General features: G+C 72.5%; 14 protein-coding genes. 10 read left to right on the top strand and 4 right to left on the bottom strand.

Features of this window, described 5'->3' with window-relative positions:
* Window positions 1-19 precede the first annotated feature (19 nt).
* A complete protein-coding gene (gene ligD, locus G9272_RS37505) occupies window positions 20-1,057 on the bottom strand; it encodes a non-homologous end-joining DNA ligase (RefSeq protein WP_171400668.1) in 1,038 nt (345 codons plus the stop codon).
* Window positions 1,058-1,167: 110 nt separating this feature from the next.
* On the opposite strand from ligD, the gene G9272_RS37500 reads away from it, so the two are divergent.
* On the top strand, window positions 1,168-2,244 hold the full coding sequence (locus G9272_RS37500; RefSeq protein ID WP_171400667.1) for an ATP-dependent DNA ligase: 1,077 nt from the start codon (window positions 1,168-1,170) through the stop codon (window positions 2,242-2,244).
* A 200-nt stretch (window positions 2,245-2,444) separates the two neighbouring features.
* Here the strand turns inward: G9272_RS37500 and G9272_RS37495 are convergent, their stop codons facing one another.
* Window positions 2,445-3,635 (bottom strand): zinc-dependent alcohol dehydrogenase, encoded by a 1,191-nt coding sequence (locus G9272_RS37495; protein WP_171400666.1) that lies wholly within the window; start codon window positions 3,633-3,635, stop codon window positions 2,445-2,447.
* A 321-nt stretch (window positions 3,636-3,956) separates the two neighbouring features.
* Between G9272_RS37495 and G9272_RS37490 the strand changes: the two genes are divergently transcribed.
* Window positions 3,957-4,943: a DUF3048 domain-containing protein gene (locus tag G9272_RS37490; protein WP_171400665.1), complete on the top strand. Its 987-nt coding sequence runs from the start codon at window positions 3,957-3,959 to the stop codon at window positions 4,941-4,943.
* 72 nt (window positions 4,944-5,015) lie between these two features.
* Here G9272_RS37490 and G9272_RS37485 read toward each other — a convergent pair whose 3' ends face one another.
* A complete protein-coding gene (locus G9272_RS37485) occupies window positions 5,016-5,480 on the bottom strand; it encodes a MarR family winged helix-turn-helix transcriptional regulator (RefSeq protein WP_171400664.1) in 465 nt (154 codons plus the stop codon).
* A 212-nt stretch (window positions 5,481-5,692) separates the two neighbouring features.
* Between G9272_RS37485 and G9272_RS37480 the strand changes: the two genes are divergently transcribed.
* The 7 genes from G9272_RS37480 to pcaDC are packed head-to-tail and all read left to right on the top strand — an operon-like array spanning window position 5,693 to window position 12,185.
* Window positions 5,693-6,475: a CoA transferase subunit A gene (locus G9272_RS37480; RefSeq protein ID WP_171400663.1), complete on the top strand. Its 783-nt coding sequence runs from the start codon at window positions 5,693-5,695 to the stop codon at window positions 6,473-6,475.
* A complete protein-coding gene (locus tag G9272_RS37475) occupies window positions 6,475-7,122 on the top strand; it encodes a CoA transferase subunit B (RefSeq protein WP_171400662.1) in 648 nt (215 codons plus the stop codon). The genes G9272_RS37480 and G9272_RS37475 overlap by 1 nt, the downstream gene beginning before the upstream one ends.
* Window positions 7,119-8,333, top strand: coding sequence for a thiolase family protein (locus tag G9272_RS37470; RefSeq protein WP_171400661.1), 1,215 nt, complete (start codon window positions 7,119-7,121; stop codon window positions 8,331-8,333). Before G9272_RS37475 ends, G9272_RS37470 begins: the two co-directional genes overlap by 4 nt.
* 17 nt (window positions 8,334-8,350) lie before the next feature.
* Complete coding sequence (gene pcaH, locus G9272_RS37465; protein WP_171400660.1) at window positions 8,351-9,124, top strand: protocatechuate 3,4-dioxygenase subunit beta; 774 nt, start codon at window positions 8,351-8,353, stop codon at window positions 9,122-9,124.
* A 6-nt stretch (window positions 9,125-9,130) separates the two neighbouring features.
* Entirely contained in the window at window positions 9,131-9,736 is a 606-nt protein-coding gene (gene pcaG / locus G9272_RS37460; protein ID WP_171400659.1) for a protocatechuate 3,4-dioxygenase subunit alpha, read from the top strand.
* On the top strand, window positions 9,733-11,064 hold the full coding sequence (gene pcaB / locus G9272_RS37455; protein WP_171400658.1) for a 3-carboxy-cis,cis-muconate cycloisomerase: 1,332 nt from the start codon (window positions 9,733-9,735) through the stop codon (window positions 11,062-11,064). Before pcaG ends, pcaB begins: the two co-directional genes overlap by 4 nt.
* A complete protein-coding gene (gene pcaDC, locus G9272_RS37450; protein ID WP_171400657.1) occupies window positions 11,061-12,185 on the top strand; it encodes a bifunctional 3-oxoadipate enol-lactonase/4-carboxymuconolactone decarboxylase PcaDC in 1,125 nt (374 codons plus the stop codon). Before pcaB ends, pcaDC begins: the two co-directional genes overlap by 4 nt.
* 253 nt (window positions 12,186-12,438) lie before the next feature.
* On the opposite strand, the gene G9272_RS37445 is transcribed toward pcaDC, so the two are convergent.
* Window positions 12,439-15,153, bottom strand: a complete 2,715-nt coding sequence (locus G9272_RS37445; protein ID WP_171400656.1) for an ATP-binding protein — start codon at window positions 15,151-15,153, stop codon at window positions 12,439-12,441.
* Between the two features lie 287 nt (window positions 15,154-15,440).
* Between G9272_RS37445 and G9272_RS37440 the strand changes: the two genes are divergently transcribed.
* Window positions 15,441-16,502 (top strand): DUF2510 domain-containing protein, encoded by a 1,062-nt coding sequence (locus tag G9272_RS37440; protein WP_171400655.1) that lies wholly within the window; start codon window positions 15,441-15,443, stop codon window positions 16,500-16,502.
* The last annotated feature ends 60 nt before the right edge of the window (window positions 16,503-16,562 follow it).

Raw genomic sequence — 16,562 nt, 5'->3', positions numbered from 1 at the left:
CCGGCGCCGGACGGTCGCGCTAGGACGCCCCGGGCCCGCCCGGGGCGTCCTCGTGCCGGGCCCGGCTCGGCTGCACCCGCTTCGGCTCTCCGGGCATCTTCGGGTACTCCGGCGGATACGGCAGATCGCCCAGGCCGTGGTCGTGTTCGTCGCGGCGGGCGAGTTCGAGAAGGGCCTCCAGGGAGAACGCGTGGTCGTCCATGTCGGCGTGCACATCGCCGAGTTCGGCGTACCGGGCCGGCATGGTCGCGAGGTCGAAGTCGCCGGGGTGGGCGTCGCCGACCTCCTCCCAGCGCAGCGGCGCCGAGACGGGCGCGTGCGGACGGGGACGTACGGAGTAGGCGGAGGCGATGGTGCGGTCGCGGGCGGTCTGGTTGTAGTCGATGAAGATGCGCTCGCCCCGCTCCTCCTTCCACCACTTGATCGTCACCCGCTCCGGCAGCCGCCGTTCCATCTCCCGGCCGACGGCGATGGCGGCGCGCCGGACCTGGGTGAAGGTCCAGCGGGGTTCGATCGGTACGAAGACGTGCAGGCCCCGGCCGCCGGAGGTCTTGGGCCACCCGCGCAGACCGCCGAACTCCTCGAGGACGGCGCGCAGTTCGTGGGCGGCGTGGACCGCGTCGTCGTAGTCGGTGCCGGGCTGCGGGTCGAGGTCGATGCGCAGTTCGTCGGGGCGGTCGACGTCGTCGCGGCGCACGGGCCAGGGGTGGAAGGTGAGCGTGCCGTACTGGGCGGCCCACAGGACGGCTGCCTCCTCGGTCGGGCACATCTCGTCGGCGCTGCGTCCGCTGGGGAAGGTGATGTGTGCGGTCGGGATCCAGTCGGGCATGTTCTTCGGCGCCCGCTTCTGGAAGAAGGACTCGCCTCCCACGCCGTCCGGGTACCGCTCCAGGGTGGTGGGGCGGTTGCGCAGGGCGCGCAGGATGCCGGGGGCGACCGCCTGGTAGTAGCGGGCGAGGTCCAGCTTGGTGAAGCCGCGCTCCGGAAAGAAGACCTTGTCGGGGCTGGACAGCCGTACCGTCCGGCCGGCCACTTCCAGTTCCACCGCATCGCCCATGCGAGCCACGGTAGACACACCTCCGACAGCTCGCATCAGCTCGCGGACGCCCGTACGCCGGACGGTCCGCACACCGGGCGGTCCCCGCTGTCCTCGCGCAGAATCGGAGCATGGATCTGCCGGTGATGCCGCCCGTGAAGCCGATGCTCGCCAAGTCGGTGGCGGCGATTCCGCCGGGCATGCAGTACGAGGCGAAGTGGGACGGTTTCCGGGCGATCGTGTTCCGCGACGGTGCCGAGATCGAGTTGGGCAGCCGCACCGGAAAGCCGTTGACCAGGTATTTTCCGGAGCTGGTGGAGGCGTTGCGGGAACGGGTGCCGCAGCGGTGTGTGCTGGACGGGGAGATCGTGATCGCCCGGGAGGGGCGGCTCGACTTCGACGCCCTCACGGAGCGCATCCATCCGGCGGATTCCCGGGTGCGCACGCTCGCCGAACGGACCCCGGCGTCGTTCGTCGCCTTCGACCTGCTGGCGCTCGACGACCGGTCGCTCCTGGACGTGCCGCTGAGCGACCGGCGTGAGCTGCTGACCGGGGCGCTCGCCGGGGTGCCGGCGCCCGTGCACGTGGCGCCGGCGACGACCGACGCCGAGGTGGCGCAGCGGTGGTTCGAGGAGTACGAGGGGGCGGGCCTGGACGGGGTGATCGCGAAGCCGCTCACCCTGCGCTACCGCCAGGACGAGCGCGCCATGTTCAAGGTCAAGCACGAGCGCACCGCGGACGTCGTCGTCGCCGGATACCGCTTCCACAAGAGCGGGCCGGTGGTGGGGTCGCTGCTGCTGGGCCTGTACGACGACCGGGGCGCCCTCCAGCACGTCGGCGTGTCGGCCGCCTTTTCCATGAAACGCCGGGCGGAGCTGATCGAGGAGCTGGAGCCGCTGCGCATGGAGGACGCGGCGGGCCATCCGTGGGCGGCCTGGGCGGAGGAGGCCGCGCACGAGACGGCACGGCTGCCCGGGGCGCCGAGCCGCTGGTCGGGCAAGAAGGACCTGTCCTGGGTGCCGTTGCGGCCCGAGCGGGTGGTCGAGGTGGCGTACGACCACATGGAGAACGGGGCACGGTTCCGGCACACCGCCCGCTTCCGCCGCTGGCGCCCCGACCGCACGCCGGACAGCTGCACGTACGCGCAACTGGAGGAACCGGTGCGCTACGACCTGGCGGAGATCCTCGGGGCGCCGCCCGCGACGTGATCCACAATCGGTTTCGGGAGCAGAGCTTGATCCGCAACCGGTTTCAGGCGCACCCTGATCCGCAACCGGTTGCAGGCGCAACCCGATCCACAATCGGTTTCAGGCGGCAACCTGATCCGTAAGCGGTTTCAGGCGGCAACCTGATCCGTAAGCGGTTTCGCACTCACCCCTGATCCGGAACCGTTTTCACGGTTCACGGTTCACGGTGTCATCAGGACCTTCACCGCGCCGTCCTGCTTGTGCTGGAACATCTCGTACGCGTGCGGGGCGTCCGACAGCGGCAGGCGGTGGGTGGCGAAGTCGTCGACGCCGAGCGGGTCCTCGTCGGTGAGGTACGGCAGGATCTCGTCGCTCCACCGGCGCACATTGGCCTGTCCCATGCGGATCTGGAGCTGCTTGTCGAACATGGTGAGCATCGGCAGCGGGTCGGCCATGCCGCCGTAGACGCCGACGAGGGACAGGGTGCCGCCGCGGCGCACCAGCTCGATGGCGGTGTGCAGGGCGGCGAGCCGGTCGACGCTGAAGCGTTCCGCGAGCGGGCCGCTCAGTTTCCGCGGCAGCAGGGCGGAGGCGTTCTGGATCATACGGGCGGCCGCGCTGCCGTGCGCCTCGGTACCGACGGCGTCGATCACGGCGTCCGGGCCTCGACCGTCGGTCTCGTCGCGGATCGCGGCGACGAGCTCCTTCTCGCTGTCGAAGCTGCGGAGGTCGTACGTCTCCACGCCCCGCGCGCGGGCCCGGCGCAGCCGGTCGCCGACCAGGTCCACGCCGAACACCCGGCCCGCGCCGCGCACCTGGGCGATACGGCAGGCCATGTCACCGATGGGGCCGAGGCCGAGCACCGCGACGGTGCCGCCCTGGGGAATGTCGGCGTAGGCGACCGCCTGCCAGGCGGTGGGCAGGACGTCGGAGAGGTACACGAAGCGGTCGTCGGGCGGCCCCTCCGGCACCTTGATGGGGCCGAACTGGGCCTGCGGTACCCGCAGATACTCGGCCTGGGCGCCGGGCACCGCCCCGTACAGGCGGGTGTAGCCGAACAGGGCCGCGCCCATGCCCTCGCCGGTGACCTGGGTCGTCTCGCACTGGGTGGGCAACGCGCTCAGGCACATCCAGCAGTTGCCGCAGGCGATCTGGAAGGGCACCACGACCCGGTCGCCGGCCCGGAGGTCGGGCACACCTGCGCCGACCTCCTCGACGATGCCCATGGGCTCGTGGCCGAGGATGTCGCCCGGGGTCATGAAGGGGGTGAGCACCTCGTACAGGTGCAGGTCGGAGCCGCACAGGCCGGTGGACGTGATGCGGATGACGGCATCCGTCGGTTCCTGGATCGTCGGGTCTGGCACGGTGTCCACCCGTACGTCCCGCTTGCCCTGCCAGGTCACAGCCTTCATCGCGCCGCGCTCCCTTCGCCGACCGGTGCGTCCCGGCTGGTCCGGGGGTACCGGGTCCTGGCTGCGCCCCGGGTACCCGACCGCCCGGCCGCGAACCACGACGCCCACGGCCCACAGCCCGCACAGCCCGCGGCCCGCAGCCCGCAGCCCGCAGCCCGCAGCCCGCAGCCACGCATAGCCACTCTCGAACGGACGAGCGCACAATCGAGACACGAGACGGGGGTGGCCATGACAGGCACGAATCGTTCGAGACGCCCGATACATCCGATACATCCGATACATCCGAGATACCCAAGGCGTCCGGGACACCCGGCGTGCGCGATGCGGACCGGACCCTCCGCGGTGGCCGCGGCGCTGCTGACCGCCCTGCTGGCGATCGCCCTCGCGGCGGGCTGCACGACGACCCGCGAGCCACCGACGAACGACGACGGCCGGAGCGCGTCGCAGAAGCCGAGCCCGAGCGGTAGCACCAGCCCCACCGCCGTCGCCGGCTCCGTACTCGCCGTGAAGATCGACAACGCCCCCGGCGCCCGGCCGCAGACCGGCCTCGACTCCGCGGACATCGTCTACGTCGAGCAGGTCGAGGGCGGGCTGAGCCGACTGATGGCCGTGTACGCGACCAGGGTGCCGAAGGCCGTCGGTCCCGTGCGCAGTGCCCGCGAGTCCGATCTGGAGCTGCTGGGCCAGTTCGAGCGGCCGGTGCTGGCGTTCTCCGGGGCTCAGGGCAAGCTGCTGCCGCTGATCGACCGGGCGCCGCTGGACGCCGTCACGCCCGAGGACGCGGCCGGCGACGGGGCCTACTACCGGGGCACGGACCGGGCCGCGCCGCACAACCTCTATCTGCGCCCGAGTCGCCTGCTGCCCTCCGCGCCGGGCTCCGCCGCGCTGACCACCGGGTTCCGCTACGGCACCGCGCCCTCCGGCGGTACGGCGCAGGCCTCGCTCACCGTGCGCTACCCGGCGGCCCGTTTCTCCTTCAGCTGGTCGGCGAGCCGGTCGCGCTGGCTGGTCTCGACGGACGGCGCGCCGACGGTGACGGACGGCGGGCAACGGGTGGCCCCGGCCACGGTGGTCGTGCAGTACGTGAAGGTGCGCGCGTCGGGATTCCACGACTTCCTCGGCAACAACACGCCGTACACCGAGACGGTGGGCTCGGGAAAGGCGCGGGTGCTGCGGGACGGACGGGTCCACGACGTGAACTGGAAGCGGGCGACGGCCACGGACGGCACGGACTTCACGACCGCCGACGGCACCCCGGTCGCCTTCGCCGAGGGCCAGGTGTGGGTGGTGTTCGCGCAGGCACCCTGATGTCGCGCAAGCACCTGCCGCGGGGACACCCTGATGCCGCGTGGCCCGATCGCGCTCAGGCTCGCGCCCTGATCAGGACGGCGCGACCAGGGGCTCCCCCGGGTTGCGCAGCCCCTCCGCCGCGTCCGAGACGCGCTGGATGAGCTCGAGGAACAGAGTCTGTTCCGCGGCCGAGAGCGGAGACAGGAAGACCTGGTTCATCCGGGCCGTGCGCACGGTCAGCCTGCGGTGGGTGCGCAGCCCCTCGTCGGTGAGCCCCAGCAGGAAGCGACGCCCGTCCTGCGGGTCGCGGACCTTGTCGAGCAGCTCCCGGCGGATGAGCCTGCTGATCACCTCGGCGATCGTGGAGCGGTCGAGCCCCACCCGCTCCCCCACCGTGCGCTGATCGAGACCCGGCTCGGCGACGAGCGCGTTGAGGACCGCGAACTGCGGCGAGGTGATCTCCTCGGAGACCATCGTGTTCCACAGCAGGTAGTGCGCCTGCTGGAGCCGCCGGGCCAGGTGCCCGGGGTGGCTGGTGAGATCCACCGCGGCCATGTGCGCTCCTCAGCATGAGATTTCGTCGGTGCACTGAACGATACCGCGTGCGACCGACCTGGTCTTGTGCCTTAGTGACCCTTGTCAGACCTCCGGCCTGGGGTCTTGACTGCTCCACTCTGCGGTGGCAGCGTGTGGGAAACCTCGGAGAAATAATCAGTGCCCTGATTAATTGACGGCCGGGGACGCGCGGAAGAGATGGGGCTTCACGGATGGACAAGGTGGTCGCCACGGCCCTGGAGGCGGTGGCCGACGTGCCGGACGGCGCGTCTCTGGCAGTGGGTGGATTCGGACTGAGCGGCGTGCCGAACGTCCTCATCCAGGCGCTGTACGAGCGGGGCGTCGCCGGACTGTCGGTGGTCTCCAACAACTGCGGCGCGATGGAGTCGGGCCTCGCGGTGCTGCTCGCGGCCGGGCGGATCGCCCGGGTAACCGGTTCCTACATCGGCGCGAACAAGGAGTTCGCCCGCCAGTACCTGTCCGGCGAGCTCGAGGTCGAGATGATCCCGCAGGGCACGCTGGCCGAGCGGCTGCGGGCCGGCGGCGCCGGGATCCCCGCCTTCTACACCCCCGCGGGCGTGGGCACCCAGGTCGCCGAGGGCGGGCTGCCGTGGCGTTACGACGGCGAGGGCGGCGTCGCCCTGGCCTCGCCGCCGAAGGAGGTCCGGGAGTTCGACGGCGCGGAGTATGTGCTGGAGCACGGTATCCGTACCGACTTCGCGCTGGTCAGGGCGGCGAAGGGCGATCGGCACGGCAACCTGGTGTTCAACAAGTCCGCCCGTAACTTCAACCCGCTGTCCGCGATGGCCGGACGGATCACGATCGCCGAGGTCGAGGAGCTCGTCGAGCCCGGGGAGATCGACCCGGACGCGGTCCATCTGCCGGGCATCTTCGTGCAGCGCGTGATCGCGCTGACCCCGGAGCAGGCGGCGGACAAGAGGATCGAGCAGCGGACGGTCTCCGCGCCCGCGGCAGAGGGAACGGTGAGCGACTGATGGCCTGGACACGTGAGGAGATGGCCGCCCGCGCCGCGCGCGAGCTGCGGGACGGCCAGTACGTCAATCTCGGCATCGGACTGCCGACCCTGATCCCCAACTACCTCCCGGCGGACGTCGAGGTGGTGCTGGAGAGCGAGAACGGCATCCTGGGCACCGGCCCCTATCCCACCGAGGACGCCGTCGACCCGGACCTGATCAACGCCGGCAAGGAGACCGTGACGGTCCTGCCGGGCGCGTCCTTCTTCGACTCGGCACTGTCCTTCGGCATGATCCGCGGCGGGCACATCGACGTCGCCGTGCTCGGCGCGATGCAGGTGTCCGAGCGCGGCGACCTGGCGAACTGGGCGATCCCCGGCAAGCTGATCACCGGGATCGGCGGGGCGATGGACCTGGTGCACGGCGCCCGCACGGTCATCGTCGTCATGACCCACACCGCCAAGGACGGCAGCCCCAAGATCCTCACGGACTGCGCGCTGCCCCTGACCGGGAAGGCGTGTGTGAACCGGATCATCACCGACCTGGGTGTCCTCGACGTCACCGAGGAGGGGCTGGTGCTGGTGGAGACCGCGCCGGGCGTCACCGCCGAGGAGATCGTGACGAAGACGGCCGCCAAGGTCCGTCTCGCCGAGGAGGTCCAGTCATGAGCAACGGTTTCAGGACCGTTTACATCGTCGACGCGGTCCGCACCCCGATCGGCCGCTACAACGGCGCTCTGGCCTCGGTGCGCCCGGACGACCTCGCCGCGCACGCCATCCGTGAACTCGTCGCCCGTACACCCGCGTTGGACCCCTCCCGCATCGAGGACGTGTACTTCGGCAACGCCAACGGGGCTGGCGAGGAGAACCGCAACGTCGGCCGTATGGGCGCGCTGCTCGCGGGCCTGCCCACCTCCGTGCCGGGTGTCACCGTCAACCGGCTGTGCGCCTCCGGTCTCGAGGCGGTCATCCAGGCGGCCCGCGCGATCGCGGTCGGCGACGCCTCCGTCGCCGTCGCCGGCGGTGTGGAGTCGATGACCCGCGCGCCGTATGTGCTGCCGAAGTCGGACCGGGCGTTCCCCGCCGGGCACTCCGAGCTGTACTCGACGACGCTGGGCTGGCGGATGGTCAATCCGCGGATGGACCCGCAGTGGACGATCCCGCTGGGCGAGTCGGCCGAGCTGATCGCCGACAAGCACAAGATCGGCCGCGAACAGCAGGACGAGTTCGCCCTCGCCAGCCACCGCAAGGCCGCCGCGGCCCAGCAGTCGGGCCTGTTCGACGCCGAGCTCGCGCCCGTGTCGATCCCGCGCCGCAAGGGCGACCCGGTCGTGTTCGGCGCCGACGAGTGCGTACGGCCGGACGCCTCACTGGAGGCGATGGCCACGCTCAGGCCGTCGTTCCGCACGGAGGACGGGACCGTGACCGCGGGCAACGCCTCGCCGCTGAACGACGGCGCCGCGGCCCTGCTGCTCGTGGACGAGGAGGGGTTGAGGGCGACCGGACGTGAGCCGCTCGCCCGCGTCAGTGCCACCGGGGTCTCCGCGATCGACCCGCAGTACTTCGGGCTCGCCCCCGTCGAGGCCGTCAACCGCGCGCTCGCCAAGGCGGGCAGGGGATTCGCCGATCTGTCGGTGCTCGAGCTGAACGAGGCCTTCGCGGCCCAGGTGCTCGGCTGTGTGGCCGAGTGGCCCGAGTTCGACCCGGCGGTCCTCAACCCGCAGGGCGGCGCGATCGCCCTCGGTCATCCGCTCGGCGCCTCCGGTGCCCGTCTCGCCGGCACGGTCGCCCACCAGCTCGCCCGTCGGGGCGGCGGCGTCGGGGTCGCCACCCTCTGCATCGGCGTGGGGCAGGGCCTCGCCCTCGTCCTCGAACGATAAGAAACCCAGGAACCCCCATGACTCTCACGCAAGCCGACATCGACCAGGAGATCGCGGCCGAGCACGCCGCGTACGAGAAGCGGATCGCCGACGGCCAGCCGGTCGAGCACCAGCCGCGCCGCGACTACGCGCCGTACCGCTCCTCCGTCCTGCGCCACCCGAAACAGCCGCCGGTCGCCATCGACGTCAGCAAGGACCCGGAGCTGGTGGAGCTGGCCTCCCCCGCTTTCGGCGAACGGGACATCACCGAGATCGACAACGACCTCACCCGGCAGCACAACGGCGAGCCGATCGGTGAACGGATCACCGTTTCCGGCCGGTTGCTGGACCGCGACGGGCGTCCGGTCCGCGGTCAGCTGGTCGAGATCTGGCAGGCCAACTCGGCGGGCCGCTACGCCCACCAGCGCGAGCAGCACGACGCCCCGCTGGACCCGAACTTCACGGGTGTCGGCCGCACGCTGACGGACGACAGCGGTTTCTACCGCTTCACCACCGTGCAGCCGGGCCCCTATCCGTGGCGTCAGCACGTCAACGCCTGGCGGCCGGCCCACATCCACTTCTCGCTCTTCGGCACGGCGTTCACCCAGCGGCTGGTGACGCAGATGTACTTCCCGAGCGACCCGCTCTTCCCGTACGACCCGATCATCCAGTCGGTGACGGACGACGCGGCCCGGCAGCGGCTGGTCGCCACGTACGACCACAGCCTGTCGGTGCCGGAGTTCTCGATGGGCTACCACTGGGACATCGTGCTCGACGGGCCGCACGCCACCTGGATCGAAGAAGGACGCTGACCTGCCATGACGAAGATCGACACGAGCCGTCCGGAGACCGTGCTCCCCACCCCGTCGCACACGGTCGGCCCGTTCTACGGCCATGCCCTGCCGTTCCCCGGCGGCGGTGACATCGCCCCGCTCGGCCACCCGGACACGATCGCGCTCCAGGGCTACGTGTACGACGGGGACGGCAACCCGTTGCCGGACGCGTTTCTGGAGCTGTGGGGCGCGGACCCCGAGGGCAACCTGCCGCAGGTGGACGGCTCGATGCGGCGCGACCCGTCGAGCGGTGGTTTCCTCGGCCGCAACGGCGTGGAGTTCACCGGGTGGGGCCGCATCCAGACGGATGCCAACGGTCACTGGTCGGCGCGGACGCTGCGGCCCGGCGCGCGTGGGCACAGCGCCCCGTACCTGAGCGTCTGTGTGTTCGCCCGCGGGCTGCTGGTGCACCTGTTCACCCGGATCTACCTGCCGGACGACGAGACCGCGCTGACCGCCGACCCGCTGCTGACGCGGGTGGACCCGGCGCGGCGCGACACGCTCATCGCCACGCGGGGCGAGCTGGGGACCTACCGTTTCGACATCCGCCTTCAGGGCGAAGGCGAGACGGTCTTCCTGGAGTTCCAGTGACAACTGCGCACCACGACGCCGGTCTGCTAGCCCCCGGGTGGACCGGCTCCCCCGCCGCCGCCGCGACGGGCGACAGTGCCTATCTGCGGGCGCTGCTCGACGCGGAGGCCGCGCTGACCCGTGCCCAGGAGGCGCTGGGGCTGGCCCCGCAGGGCGCCGGAGCGGCGGTCACCTCGGTGGCCGACGACGGCGAGTTCGACGTGCGTTCCCTCGCCGGGCGGGCGCGCGGCGGCGGGAACCCGGTGATCCCGCTGGTCGCCGATCTGACGAAGGCGGTCGGCGAGGAGTACGGCCCGTACGTCCACCGGGGCGCGACCAGCCAGGACATCATGGACACGGCGACGATGCTGGTCGCGGTGCGCACCCTCGGCCTCCTGCTGGCCGACCTCGACCGCGTCCAGCGGGCGCTGGCACGACTGGCCGCCGAGCACCGCGACACGCCGATGCCGGGCCGGACGCTCACCCAGCACGCCGTGCCGACGACCTTCGGGCTGAAGGCGGCCGGCTGGCGTTCGCTGGTGCTGGACGCGCGGGACCGGGTGACGGCGGTACGGGACTCGCTGCCCGCCCAACTCGGCGGCGCGGCCGGGACACTGGCGGCCTTCACGGCGTACGGCGCCACCGACGCGACCGCTCTGCCCGCCGCCTTCGCCCGTGAACTCGGGCTGCGGGCACCGTTGTTGCCGTGGCACACCCTGCGTACGCCGATCGCCGACCTGGCCGGCTGTCTGGCCCTCGCGGCGGGCGCGCTGGGGAAGGTCGCGACGGATGTGCTGACCCTCGCCCGCACCGAGATCGCCGAGGTGGCGGAGGGCAGTGGCGGCGGTTCCTCGGCCATGCCGCACAAGGCCAACCCGGTGCGGTCCACGCTGATCGCGGCCGCCGCCCGGCGCGCCCCGCAGCTCGCGGCCACGCTGTACGGGTCCCTGGCGGCGGAGGACGAGCGACCGGCCGGGGCGTGGCACGCCGAGTGGGAGCCGCTCAGGGAGCTGCTGCGACTGGCCGGCGGGGCCGCCCGGGACGCGGCCGAGCTGACCGAGGGGCTCCGGGTGGACGCGGACGCGATGCGGGCGCACCTCGATCTCACCCACGGGCTGATCGTCTCCGAGCGGCTGTCCGCCGCGCTGTCGGCCGTGCTCGGCCGTGCCCGCGCCAAGGAACTGCTCACCGAGCTCGCCCGGCGCACCTACGCGGAAGACCGTCCGCTGGGCGAACTCCTCGCCTCGGAGCCCGGCTTGAAGGACGTCGACCTCGGCGACCTCACCGATCCCGCCCGCTACACCGGCTCCGCCGGAAGCCTCACCGACCGTGCGCTGGAGCGACGTTGACCGAGAAACTGCTCAACCACCGTGCCGAGGGCCCGACTTCCGCTCCGGCGCTGCTGCTCGGCCCCTCGCTGGGCACCTCGTACGCCCTGTGGGACAAGGTCGCGCCGGAGCTGTCCGCCACGCACCGGGTGGTCCGCTGGGATCTGCCGGGGCACGGGGGCTCGGCGGCCGACCTGATCGGTCCCGGGGCCACCATGGGCGACCTCGCCGACCTGGTGCTGGCGCTGGCCGACTCGCTCGGCCTGGAGCGGTTCGCGTACGCCGGTGTGTCCCTGGGCGGCGCGGTGGGTCTGCATCTGGCGCTGCATCACCCGGAGCGGGTGTCGGCGCTGGCGGTCATCTGTTCGTCGGCCCACTTCAACGGGTCCAAGCCGTGGGAGGAGCGGGCCGCGCTGGTGCGCCGCGAGGGACTGGCGGGGCTCGCCGAGGGCGCGAACACCCGTTGGTTCACGCCCGGGTTCACCGTGCCGGGACTGGTCGCCGACCACCGCGACGCCGACCCGGAGGCCTACGCGGCGTGCTGTGACGCGCTGGGCGCCTTCGATCTGCGCGAGCGGCTGCCGGAGATCGCCGTACGGACCCTGCTGATCGCGGGGCGTCAGGATCCGGCGACGCCGCCGGCGCATCTGCGGGAGATCGCGGACGCGGTGCCGGGCGCCGCGCTGGTCGAGCTCCCGGGCGCCTCGCACCTCGCGCCCGCCGAGTGCCCCGAGGCCGTGCTGACCGTGCTGCGCACCCATCTCGACGGCGGGGCCAAGCGGGGCATGGAGGTGCGCCGTGAGGTGCTCGGGGACGCGCACGTGGACCGGGCGCAGGCCCGGCAGAGCGCGTTCACCGCGCGCTACCAGGACTTCATCTCCCGCTACGCCTGGGGCGAGATCTGGACCGACCCGACGCTCAGCCGCCGCGAGCGCAGCATGATCACGCTGACCGCGCTGGTGGCGCACGGCCACTACGACGAGCTGGCCATGCATGTGCGGGCGGCCCGGCGCAACGGGCTCACGCCCGAGGAGATCGGCGCCGTGCTGCTCCAGACGGCCGTCTACTGCGGGGTCCCGGCGGCGAACTCGGCGTTCGCGACGGCCCAGCGGGTGCTGGCCGAGGAGGACGGGACCGGCTGAGGCGCGTACGGCCGAGGGTGATCCTGCCGGTGGTAGCTCCAACGGCATCACCCGGAAACCGGTGTCCCGTGCCCGTGCCTACGGAACGTGTCCGGCGCGGGCGCGCGAGACGACGTGCGACCCGCAGGTTCGGGCGCGCCTCGCACGGCTCACCGAGGAGCTGTTGGGCGCCTGACGACGGATGCCCGCCCGACCCGGCGACGAGCCGCCGCGGGAGGCCGCCGGTGTCACCTCCACCGGCGGCCTGCCGCGGCTACCTCCGGGTCTGTCCAGGTACCAGGCCCACCTGCGGTGCGCCCATCCCCCGCAGTGCCTGCTGGGCCTTGTCCACCAGGCCGTCCGCTCCGCAGGAACGCGCCAGTGACAGGCCCCGGCCGAGTTCGGACGCCGAGCGGGAGAGGATGCCGTACTCGACACGGGCGGCCGCGTGTTCGTACTGGCAGGGCGAGGACTCCAGAAAGGTGACCGCCTGCTGGGCCAGCCGGACCGCGCGCTGGCCGGTCTCCAGGGCGGCGGCACAGCGCAGGGCCTCCCCGATCGCGGTGTCGGTGCCGAAGCGCTCGGCCTGACGACGGGCCTCGGAGACGAGCCGGTTCGCCCGGGCCGGATCCTCGGTGGCCAGCGCCCGGGCGAGTTCGACGGCCCAGGGGACCATCACCGGGTTGAGGTGGCCGCGCACGGCGGCCGCCTTCTCGGCCGCCTCCAGCTCGTTGATGCCGTCCTTGGCCCGGCCGACGGCCAGCAGCAGCCGGCCGCGCACCGAGCGGGGGTCGGGCAGCACGATCGTCGACGGGTACGGCGGGGCGAAACCGTACTGTTCGGCGGTCTCCCAGGCCTCGGCGACATGGCCGCGGGCGAGCAGCGTGTCGACGAGGTTGCAGGTGGCCGACCAGTACAGGGGCAGGCCGCGGCCGACGCGTTCGGCGACCCGCAGGGATTCCCTGAGGGACTCCTCCGCCTCCTTCAGACGGCCCCGGCGGCGCAGGCCCAGTCCGAGGTAGGCGTGGGCCAGCGCGAGGTGCCCGCCGCTCCAGCCGGCGGAGGTGTAGGCGCGCAGGGCCTCGTTGAAGAGGGCGTCGGCGCGGTCGAGCCGGTCGGTGTAGGCGTAGGAGCTGGCCAGCATCATCAGCAGTTCGATGCCCCACTCCTGGTCGGTCCAGCCGAGCCCGGGGGCGAGGCCGCCGTTGACGAGGGCGCGGTCGCAGAACTCGGCGACCTCCTCGGCGTTCTCTCCGTGGGTCATGGCGTCGAAGCCGCGCAGGATGAGCAGGGCGCGTTCGGCGTTGTCCCGGCCGGTACAGGTCGCGGCCAGCTCGGCGAGCCTCTCGGAGCGGCGCGGTGTGGTCGCCTCCCCGGCGTGCACGCCCTCCCACATGAACTGCACCGCCTGGAGCCGCAGCCGCGCGGGTCCGGGGGCGTGCCGGGCGGCCTCCGCCTCGACCGTGCGGACGGCCTCCTCCAGCTGGTCGTTGTGCAGGAGGGCCTGGGAGAGGCGGAAGACGGCGTCGACGCGCTCGGTGCCGTCGAGGCCCGGCAGGGCGAGTGCGGTGCGCAGATGGTCGATGGTCCTGGCGGGGGCGGTGAGGAGGGTGGCGCAGCCCAGTTCGTAGAGCACGTGCGCGTGGACCTCGGCGGCGGGCGGTTCGTGCAGGGCCCGTTCCAGACAGCGGCGGGCCGCGTCGGGGGCGCCGACGGCGAGGTGTTCGCGGGCGGCCTCGCGCAGTTGCTCGACGAGTTCCTCGTCCCCCTCCGCGTGCACCTGGAGCAGATGCCGGGAGGCGGCCGCGAGGCCCTTGCCGGCGTCGGTGACGACCTGGGCCGCGATGCCGTGCATCGCGGTGCGCAGGCCTCCGGGGATGGAGTCGTAGACGGCGGAGGCGATCAGCGGGTGGACGAACTCCAGGTCGCCGTCGCCCGCGGGGACGGCTCCGGGGACGGGTTCGGTGAGGATGCGGGCGTTGCGCAGCAGCTCGGCGCAGCGCGCCGCGTCGTCCCGGCCGAGTCCGGCGAGCAGGGCCGCCTGGTCGACGGAGATGTCCGCGCCGAGGATCGCGGCGGCCATGGCGAACTTGGTGGCGTCGACGCCCAGTTTCTCCAGGCGGTCGACGAGGCCGCCGCCGCGGGCGGCGCGGTTCAGCGCGCGCAGTTCGCCCGCCGAGGACTCGCTGGCCTCGAGTTCGCTGTCGCGGACCTTGGCGAGGAGTTCGACGGTCTCGTAGGGGTTGCCGTCGGTGACGGCCCACACCTCGCGGCAGAACGCGGCGTCGGCGTGCGGGCCGAGGGTGGCCCGGGTGAGGCCGGCGACCGCGGGCGGCGTCAGGGCGCTGAGGCTGGTGACGGCGGGGCCCGCGGCCAGGCCGATGGCTTCGAGGTGGCGGGCGGCGTCGCCCTTGACCTCGCCGGGCCTGCGGGCCACCACGACCAGGACGGAGAGTTCGTCGAGGCGTTCGACGAACGCGACGAGCCAGCGCAGGGTCTCCTGGTCGGCCCAGTGCGCGTCGTCGATCAACAGCACGAGCGGGTAGTCGCGCCTGGCCAGCCGGGTCACGGCGGCGACGAGGCCGTCGCACACGCCCTGCGGGTCGGCGTGGCCCTCGCCGGGTTCCAATATGCCGAGGGCGGGGCCGGCGATGTCGTACCAGTCGCCGAGGTACTCGCGGGCCTCCTCCGGGTGCAGGGACAGCAGGGTGGGCTGAAGCAACTGCCGTACCACGTTGAAGGGGACGGACCTCAGTGTCTCGCCGCCACGGGCCGACCAGACCGCGCAGCCGCGGCTCTCGGCGATACGGCGTGTCTCGGCCAACAACGCGGTCTTGCCGAATCCCGCCTCGCCCCGGAGCACCAGCAGGTGACCCGACGAGGACCGGTCGGCGCAGAGTGTCTCCACCGCCTCCGCGATGGCGGCGACCTCCCGCTCGCGCTCCCACAGGAAAGCCGAGGCGGCCGCCGCCGGCCTGACCTCCGTCATCCCGCTACCTCCCCAAGTCGCCCGAACGACGTACCGACGTCGAGCGTAGCCTTCCGGGGGCCCGCGCGGAGGGCGGTCCGGGCAGGTCCCGCCTCCACGGGTGACACGCGACGGTCCGGGACGCCCCGGCGGGCCTGCGGAAGTGGTCCCCTGGCGTCAACGGCGAGTGACGGGAACCGAATTGACGTCCAATTCACGCCAGCCGGGCGGCGGGGCGCCCGGAACGGATTTCAACAGAGTGCCCTCCCTCTCATCCGGCTTTCACCGACGCCTCATACGGTGGGGGCATGACGCAGGTGACTCCTCCCGGGTGGTATCCCGATCCGGGGCAGACAAGTGACGGTCCCGCCACCGAACGCTGGTGGGACGGCAAGGCATGGACGGACCAGACCCGCGCCGCGGGCTCGGCCGCCGTATGGGGTCCGCCGGCGCAGACCCCGGCGGACGGGTCGTACCCGGTGTATTTTGGGTATCCGGGGTATCCGGGGTATCCCGCGGCGCCGGCGGGCACGGGCCGGCGGCGCGGGCTGCGGACGGGCATAGCCGTCGCGGCGGCCGTGGCGGTCCTCGCCAGCATCGGGGTCGGCGTGTACGCGCTGGCCAAGGACGACGGCTCGGGCGGCGGCAGCGGCACGGCCCAGGGACCGGGCGGGCCCGGCGGCCAGGACGGCAGCGGCGGCCAGGGCGGGCCCTTCGGCGACTCCGGCGGTTCGGGCGGTTCGGGAGGTTCCGGGGGTTCGGGAGGTTCCGGGGGTTCGGGAGGTTCCGGGGGTTCGGGCGGGGCCTCGCCCTCGCCCGGTGAGTCCGAGGCGCCGAAGATCAAGAGCGGTTCGGTGACCGACGCGCTCAACGGGATCAGCATCCCCATCCCGGCCGGCTGGACCGGCCAGGAGCTGAGCGTGGGCGCGCAGCTCACCTCCGACTCCTCCTACAAGTGCCCCGGCGACACCTCCAAGACCTGCACCAAGGGGGGCGTGTACTCGGCGCCCGTCGAGGTGCTGGAGACCAAGGGCGAGACCGCCGAGGCGGTCGCGAAGGCGGACATCTCGGCCAACGCCGAGGAGTCCTACGGCGGCACGACGTACGGCGCGATCACCTCGCACCAGGTGCTCGCCTCCAAGGCGGTGACGGTGGCCGGGCAGAAGGGCTACCTGGTGCGCTGGAAGGCGGTCACGAGCAAGGGCGCGGACGGCTATGTCGAGTCGCTGGCGTTCCCGGCGCCCGCGGACACCAAGCGGCTGGTGGTGCTCCGCTTCGGGGTCGACGCCGATCAGAGCGTGTCGATCATCGACACCATCACCAAGGGCATCAAGGTGTCGACGGGCGGCGGCAGCGGACAGGACGTCTGACACGGTCGGCCGGGTGGGGCACCCCTCCGCTCAAGGGGGCCCACCCGGCCGGGTGGTGCG

It is taken from the genome of Streptomyces asoensis, assembly GCF_013085465.1.
Taxonomy (GTDB): Bacteria; Actinomycetota; Actinomycetes; order Streptomycetales; family Streptomycetaceae; genus Streptomyces; species Streptomyces cacaoi_A.
The sequence above is the reverse complement of the archived record's forward strand: the minus strand, read 5'-3'. Positions and strand labels throughout refer to the sequence as shown.

What these genes read in the sequence shown, in the direction of transcription:
- G9272_RS37485 (WP_171400664.1), bottom strand. Translation starts at nt 5,480, where the DNA reads ATGGCCGCGGTGGATCTCACCAGCCACCCCGGGCACCTGGCCCGGCGG.
- G9272_RS37490 (WP_171400665.1), top strand. Translation starts at nt 3,957, where the DNA reads ATGCGGACCGGACCCTCCGCGGTGGCCGCGGCGCTGCTGACCGCCCTG.
- G9272_RS37500 (WP_171400667.1), top strand. Translation starts at nt 1,168, where the DNA reads ATGGATCTGCCGGTGATGCCGCCCGTGAAGCCGATGCTCGCCAAGTCG.
- G9272_RS37480 (WP_171400663.1), top strand. Translation starts at nt 5,693, where the DNA reads ATGGACAAGGTGGTCGCCACGGCCCTGGAGGCGGTGGCCGACGTGCCG.
- G9272_RS37470 (WP_171400661.1), top strand. Translation starts at nt 7,119, where the DNA reads ATGAGCAACGGTTTCAGGACCGTTTACATCGTCGACGCGGTCCGCACC.
- pcaH (WP_171400660.1), top strand. Translation starts at nt 8,351, where the DNA reads ATGACTCTCACGCAAGCCGACATCGACCAGGAGATCGCGGCCGAGCAC.
- G9272_RS37495 (WP_171400666.1), bottom strand. Translation starts at nt 3,635, where the DNA reads ATGAAGGCTGTGACCTGGCAGGGCAAGCGGGACGTACGGGTGGACACC.
- G9272_RS37440 (WP_171400655.1), top strand. Translation starts at nt 15,441, where the DNA reads ATGACGCAGGTGACTCCTCCCGGGTGGTATCCCGATCCGGGGCAGACA.
- ligD (WP_171400668.1), bottom strand. Translation starts at nt 1,057, where the DNA reads ATGGGCGATGCGGTGGAACTGGAAGTGGCCGGCCGGACGGTACGGCTG.
- G9272_RS37445 (WP_171400656.1), bottom strand. Translation starts at nt 15,153, where the DNA reads ATGACGGAGGTCAGGCCGGCGGCGGCCGCCTCGGCTTTCCTGTGGGAG.
- pcaG (WP_171400659.1), top strand. Translation starts at nt 9,131, where the DNA reads ATGACGAAGATCGACACGAGCCGTCCGGAGACCGTGCTCCCCACCCCG.
- G9272_RS37475 (WP_171400662.1), top strand. Translation starts at nt 6,475, where the DNA reads ATGGCCTGGACACGTGAGGAGATGGCCGCCCGCGCCGCGCGCGAGCTG.